This window comes from Nocardioides sp. LHD-245 (assembly GCF_030929495.1).
In the GTDB taxonomy this organism is placed as follows: Bacteria; Actinomycetota; Actinomycetes; order Propionibacteriales; family Nocardioidaceae; genus Nocardioides.
In genome coordinates this window covers 84,792-91,078 of the sequence record NZ_JAVFWN010000023.1, presented here as the reverse complement: position 1 = coordinate 91,078, position 6,287 = coordinate 84,792, and the positions used below count along the sequence as shown (strand labels likewise).

Annotated in this window: 5 protein-coding genes and 1 pseudogene; 4 read left to right on the top strand and 2 right to left on the bottom strand. The window is 69.1% G+C overall.

What is annotated here, in order from left to right; genetic code table 11:
* A pseudogene (locus RB608_RS26710) lies at positions 1 to 224 on the bottom strand (2-oxoacid:ferredoxin oxidoreductase subunit beta); the annotation flags it as partial.
* Positions 221 to 2,233, bottom strand: coding sequence for a 2-oxoacid:acceptor oxidoreductase subunit alpha (locus RB608_RS26705; protein WP_392391062.1), 2,013 nt, complete (start codon positions 2,231 to 2,233; stop codon positions 221 to 223). The gene RB608_RS26705 and the pseudogene RB608_RS26710, both read right to left, overlap by 4 nt.
* 321 nt (positions 2,234 to 2,554) lie before the next feature.
* Here RB608_RS26705 and RB608_RS26700 point away from each other — a divergent pair, with 321 nt between their 5' ends.
* Genes RB608_RS26700 through RB608_RS26685 form a run of 4 tightly spaced genes read left to right on the top strand, consistent with a single transcriptional unit; the run spans position 2,555 to position 6,261 of the window.
* On the top strand, positions 2,555 to 3,595 hold the full coding sequence (locus RB608_RS26700; RefSeq protein WP_308091138.1) for an extracellular solute-binding protein: 1,041 nt from the start codon (positions 2,555 to 2,557) through the stop codon (positions 3,593 to 3,595).
* Complete coding sequence (cysT, locus tag RB608_RS26695) at positions 3,592 to 4,440, top strand: sulfate ABC transporter permease subunit CysT (RefSeq protein WP_308091137.1); 849 nt, start codon at positions 3,592 to 3,594, stop codon at positions 4,438 to 4,440. Before RB608_RS26700 ends, cysT begins: the two co-directional genes overlap by 4 nt.
* Positions 4,433 to 5,281 (top strand): sulfate ABC transporter permease subunit, encoded by an 849-nt coding sequence (locus RB608_RS26690; protein ID WP_308091136.1) that lies wholly within the window; start codon positions 4,433 to 4,435, stop codon positions 5,279 to 5,281. The genes cysT and RB608_RS26690 overlap by 8 nt, the downstream gene beginning before the upstream one ends.
* A complete protein-coding gene (locus RB608_RS26685; protein WP_308091135.1) occupies positions 5,278 to 6,261 on the top strand; it encodes a sulfate ABC transporter ATP-binding protein in 984 nt (327 codons plus the stop codon). The genes RB608_RS26690 and RB608_RS26685 overlap by 4 nt, the downstream gene beginning before the upstream one ends.
* The last annotated feature ends 26 nt before the right edge of the window (positions 6,262 to 6,287 follow it).

Sequence of the window (6,287 nt, the reverse complement as noted above, 5' to 3'; positions counted from 1 at the left end):
CAGCCGATGCCGGAGATGAAGACGATGTTCTCGCGGCGTAGGCCGAGGTCGGGGAGGAAGGACTGGACGGCTTTGAGGACGGCGTAGTCGCCGCAGCCGGGGCACCAGCGGACCTCCTGGTCGGAGGTGAACTCCTTGGCGCTCTGGGTCACGCCCTCCTCGACGGCGGGTACCAGCTCGGTGCCGGTGCGGGCACCGGGGAGCGGAAGATCGATGGTCGTCATTTGACGGGTGCCTCCTCGTGGTCGGCAGGGGGGTTGAGTCCGTGCTCGCCGAGATCGACATCCCTGCCCTCGGCCTGGCCGACGAGTGCGCCGACGGCCTCGGCGAGCTCGGCGGCCTTGAGGGGCAGACCGTAGACGTGGTTGTAGCCGATCGCGTCGACGAGGTATTCGGCGCGGAGCATCTTGGAGAGCTGGCCGAGGTTCATCTCGGGGACCAGCACCTTGTCGTAGGACTTCAGGATCGTCCCGAGGTCCTTGGGGAACGGGTTGAGGTGGCGCAGGTGGACCTGCGCCACGTTGTGGCCCGCGCGGCGCACGCGGCGGCACGCGGCGCCGATCGGGCCGTACGTCGAGCCCCAGCCGATCACGAGGACCTTCGCCTTGCCCGAGGGGTCGTCGATCTCGAGCGGGGGGAGGCTGTCGGCGATCCGGTCGACCTTCTCCTGGCGGATCCGGACCATCCGGTCGTGGTTGGCTGAGTCGTAGGAGATGTTGCCGTGGCCCTCTCCCTTCTCGAGGCCGCCGATGCGGTGCTCGAGACCGGGGGTGCCGGGGATCGCCCAGGGGCGGGCGAGGGTGTCCTCGTCGCGCAGGTAGGGCCAGAACTCGTCAGGTTGGCCGTCGGTGCTCTTCGCCGAGGCGTGGTTGGTCTCGGTGGCGAAGTTCGCGTCGATGAGCGGGAGGTCCGCGACGTCCGGGATCTCCCAGGGCTCGGAGCCGTTGGCGAGGTAGCCGTCGGAGAGCAGGAAGACCGGGGTGCGGTAGGTGATCGCGATCCGGGCGGCCTCGACGGCCGCGGCGAAGCAGTCGCCGGGCGACTGGGGGGCCACGATCGGGACCGGTGCCTCGCCGTTGCGGCCGTACATGGCCTGGAGCAGGTCGGCCTGCTCGGTCTTGGTGGGCAGGCCGGTGGACGGCCCGCCGCGTTGGACGTTGATCACGACCAGGGGGAGCTCGGTCATCACGGCCAGGCCGATCGCCTCGGACTTCAACGCGATGCCGGGCCCGGAGGTGGTGGTCACACCGAGGGAACCCGCGAACGCGGCGCCGATGGCGGCGCCGATGCCGGCGATCTCGTCCTCGGCCTGCAGCGTGGTCACGCCGAAGCCCTTGTGCTTGGACAGCTCGTGGAGGATGTCGGAGGCCGGGGTGATCGGGTAGGACCCCAGGAACACGGGGAGCTTCGACCGGACGCCGGCGGCGACCAGGCCGTAGGACAGCGCCAGGTTGCCGGTGATGTTGCGGTAGGTCCCGGACCGCATCTTCGCGGGCTTGATCTCGTACTGGACGACGAACGTCTCGGTCGTCTCGCCGTAGTTCCAGCCGGCCTTGAACGCGGCGATGTTGGCGCCGAGGATGTCGGCGACCTTCGAGAACTTGCGCTCCAGGAAGGCGATGGTCGGCTCGGTCGGGCGGCCGTACATCCACGACAGCAGGCCCAGGGCGAACATGTTCTTGGCCCGGGCGGCGTCCTTGCGGGACAGGCCGAACTCGGCCACGGCAGCGACCGTGATGCCGGTGAGGTCGACGGGCTGGACCTGGAAGCCGGCCAGCGGGTCGTCGACCTCGCCGAGCTTGTCGAGCGGGTTGGTGGCGTAGCCGGCCTTGTCGAGGTTGCGCTTGGTGAAGTCGTGGGAGTCCACGATGATCGTCGCGCCCTTGGGCAGGTCGGCCAGGTTGGCCTTCAACGCCGCCGGGTTCATCGCGACCAGCACGTCGGGCCGGTCGCCCGCGGTCAGGATGTCGTGGTCGGCGAAGTGGATCTGGAACGAGCTGACCCCGGGGATCGTGCCCTGCGGGGCGCGGATCTCGGCGGGGAAGTTGGGCAGGGTCACCAGGTCGTTGCCGAACACGGCCGACTCCTGGGTGAACCGGTCACCGGTCAACTGCATGCCATCGCCGGAGTCCCCGGCGAACCGGATGATCACCCGGTCCAGCTGCTTGACCTGCTTGGTCTGGCTCACACCTGCTCCACTTCTCTCGACATCGACGGAAGCCTCGCGCGCGATGACAGCTTCAGGTGGGCCGATTCTAGAGCCAATCTAGAACACGTTCCACTTTTCGGGTGGACACCTGTCCTGCTCGCGCCGGCCGCCTTGATCGACGCGGCTCGACGAACGCTCACCACGATAGTCCGCCGCCCCGGCGTACCGGTCGCCGTGCCGCCTGATGGGCGCTGTCGGGAGCGCTGCCGGCCTGTGATGTCGGCCATGGCGACTCGTCGATTTGTCTAAGAGTGAGTCGCGTAACTCGCTAATATGTATTATTCCAGTCTAGTTTGATGGAACTGGCCCCCGAGAGGCCGGCCCGAACAGCAAGGAATGAGTGCGATGAAGCGAGTCATCAAGGCCGCGGCCCTGGCGGTCACCGGAGCGTTGGCGCTGACCGCCTGCGCGAGCGCCGACGGCGGCAGCGGGAGCGGCAGCGACGACGGGGAGCGGGTCAACATCGTCGGCTTCGCGGTGCCGGAGGCAGGCAACAAGGCCGCCGCCGCGGAGTTCGCCAAGACCGAAGCGGGCAAGGACGTGACCTTCTCCGGCTCGTACGGCGCCTCGGGCGACCAGAGCCGCAAGGTCGTGGACACCAAGGGCAAGGACGTCGACTACGTCGTCTTCTCCCTCGAGCCCGATCTGACCCGGCTGGTCGACGCCGGTCTCGTCGCCGACGACTGGAACGCCGGTCCGACCCAGGGCATCGTCTCCAGCTCGGTCGCCGTGATCGCGACCGAGGCGGGCAACCCGCTCGGCATCGAGGACTGGGACGACCTCACCCGCGACGACGTCAAGATCGTCACCCCGGACCCGGCCAGCTCCGGCTCGGCGAAGTGGAACATCCTCGCGCTCTACACCTACGCCAAGCAGAACGGCGCGACCGAGGAGGAGGCGGACGCCTTCTTGAAGAAGGTCTTCGCCAACGTCACCACCTGGGCCGCCAGCGGACGCGAGGCGACCGAGGCCTTCAAGAAGGGTGTCGGCAATGTGCTGCTCACCTATGAGAACGAGGCCATCCTCGCCAAGCAGAACGGCGAGGACCTGGACTACATCGTCCCGGATCACACCTTCCTCATCGAGAACCCGGGCGCGGTCCTGAAGGACGCCAGCCCGGTCGCGCGGGACTGGCTGGACTTCATCCTCAGCGACGCGGGCCAGACCGCCTTCGTGTCGAAGGGCTTCCGGCCCGTCGGGGACCTGGACATCTCCGGCATCGAGGTCGAGGGGGCCAACGACCCGGCCGACCCGTTCCCGACGCCGACGTCGCTGAGCACGGCCGCCGATCTGGGCGGGTGGAGCGCCATCAACGCCGAGTGGTTCGGCAAGGACGGCGAGAAGCTCCGCTTCGACCAGCTGTACGCCGAGGCGACCAAGCAGTGACGGACACCCTCGTCGCTCCGTCCGGGCCGGCTCGCACCACGAGCCGGCCCGGCGGGCTGTTCCGCCTCACGCCTACCTCCGGGGTGGGGCTGGGGGTCGCGCTGGTCTGGTTCAGCGTCCTCGTCCTGCTGCCGCTCGCCGCGGTCGTGGGGGCCGCTGCCGACGGTGGCTTCGACCGCTTCTGGAGCACCCTGGCCGACGCCCAGACCTTCGCGGCCCTGCGGCTGACCGTGGTCGAGGCACTGCTGGTGACGGCGGTGAACGCCGTGATCGGCACCATCGTCGCCTGGGTGCTGGTCCGCGACCAGTTCCCGGGCAAGCGGATCCTCGACGTCGTCATCGACATCCCGTTCGCGCTCCCGACCATCGTCGCCGGCCTGGTCCTGCTCAGTCTCTGGGGACCCGAGAGCCCGATGGGCATCAACATCGTGAACACCCGGCAGGGCATCTTCCTGGCGTTGCTGTTCGTGACCCTGCCCTTCGTCGTCCGCACCGTCCAACCGGTGCTCATCGAGCTCGACGCCGACGTCGAGGAGGCGGCGGCGTCCCTCGGCGCGTCGCGGGTCACCACCTTCCGGCGGATCATCCTGCCCAGCCTGGTGCCGGCGATCGCGGCCGGCTCGTCGCTCGGTTTCGCGCGGGCGATCAGCGAGTTCGGCTCCCTCGTCCTCATCTCCGGCAACACGCCCTACGAGACCGAGGTCGCGTCGCTGAAGATCCTCAAGTTCCTCGAGGGCGACAACCAGGCCGGGGCCGCGGCCGTCGCCGTCCTGCTGCTGGTCGTCGCCATCGTCACGATCGTGATCCTCGACCTGATCTCGAGGCGGGTGGCCCGCCGTGGCTGACACCCGACAGATCCGGGCCCGCAAGGGGCCCGTGACCTACCTGCTGCGGGCGTTCGTGATCGCCTATCTCGCCGTGCTGGTGATCTGGCCCCTCTTCGAGGTCGCCCAGCAGACCTTCGCTCCGGCGGACGTCGGCGACGAGGGCGGCGTCGGGGCTTTCTGGGAGCGACTCAGCGACCCGTCGGTGACCTACGCGTTCAACCTGACCGTCACCGTGGCGTTCTGGGCCGTGCTCATCAACACGCTCTTCGGCGTGGGGATCTCGCTGCTCCTCGTCCGCTACCAGTTCCCGGGCCGGCGCATCCTCTCGGTGCTCGTCGACCTGCCGATGTCGGTCTCCCCGGTCGTCGTCGGCCTGGCCCTGGTGCTCGCCTACAGCACCGGAAAGGGCTGGTTCGGCGAGGCGCTGGCGTCGGTCGGCTTCTACGTCATCGGGACCACGCCGGGACTGATCATGGCCACGGCCTTCGTCAGCCTCCCGCTGGTGATCCGCGAGATCGTGCCGGTGCTCGAGGAGATCGGCGCCGACGCCGAGATGGCCGCCCACAGCCTCGGGGCCAACGGCTGGCAGACCTTCCGCCGGATCACCCTGCCCAGCATCAAGTGGGCGGTGGTGTACGGCGTCGTGCTGAGCATGGCCCGCTCGCTCGGCGAGTTCGGAGCGGTCAAGATCGTCAGCCCCGGCGCCGAGTTCCGTGGCGAGACCGCCACCCTCCTCATCCAGAACCGCTACACCAACTACGAGGAGCCCACGGCGTACGCCGCTGCCTTCGTGCTCGTGCTGGCCTCCGTGCTGGCCCTCGTGGTCGTCTCCCTGATCCGCAAGGAGGATCATTCATGAGTATCGAAGTACGGGGTGTCGGCAAGCGCTACGGCGACTTCATCGCCCTCGACGACATCAACGTGTCCCTGCCCACGGGCCAGCTGACGGCCCTGCTCGGTCCCAGCGGTGGCGGCAAGTCGACCCTGCTGCGGATCATCGCGGGCCTGGAGTCCACCGACGGCGGCTCCGTGGAGATCGAGGGCGTGGACGCCACGAAGCTGCCGCCGCAGAAGCGCAACGTCGGCTTCGTGTTCCAGCACTACGCCGTGTTCAAGCACATGACGGTGGCCAAGAACGTCGCCTTCGGCCTGGAGATCCGCAAGCGGCCCAAGGCCGAGGTGAAGGCCAAGGTGGCCGAGCTGCTCGAGCTCGTGCACCTCTCGCAGTTCGCGCACCGGCTGCCGTCGCAGCTCTCCGGCGGCCAGCGCCAGCGGCTCGCGCTGGCGCGGGCCCTCGCCGTCGAGCCCTCGGTGCTCCTGCTGGACGAGCCGTTCGGCGCGCTCGACGCGAAGGTCCGCAAGGAGCTGCGCGACTGGCTGCGGCGGCTGCACGACGAAGTGCACGTGACCACGGTCTTCGTGACCCACGACCAGGAGGAGGCCCTGGAGGTCGCCGACGAGATCGTGGTGATCAACGAGGGGCGGATCGAGCAGATCGGCAGCCCCGACGAGCTCTACGACGAGCCCGCGAACGACTTCGTGATGGGCTTCCTCGGCGCGGTGACCCGGCTCGGGCCGCTGCGGCTGCGCCCCCACGACATCGAGGTCGCGGTCACGCCCGGCGTACCCGGGTCGTCGGCCGGTGTCGTCCTCCGCGCGCTGCGGGTCGGCTTCGAGGTGCGGCTCACGGTCGACGTCGAGGGGCAGGAGGAGCCGGTCCTGGTCGTCCTCTCCCGCACCCACGCCCGGGCGCTCGACCTGGAGCTCGGCAGCAGGGTCTGGCTGAGTCCGACCACCGGCGCGACGGCCGTACCCGTCCTCGGAGTCGCCTCGGCCTGAGGCCATGCCCCCTTGTAACTAAGTGT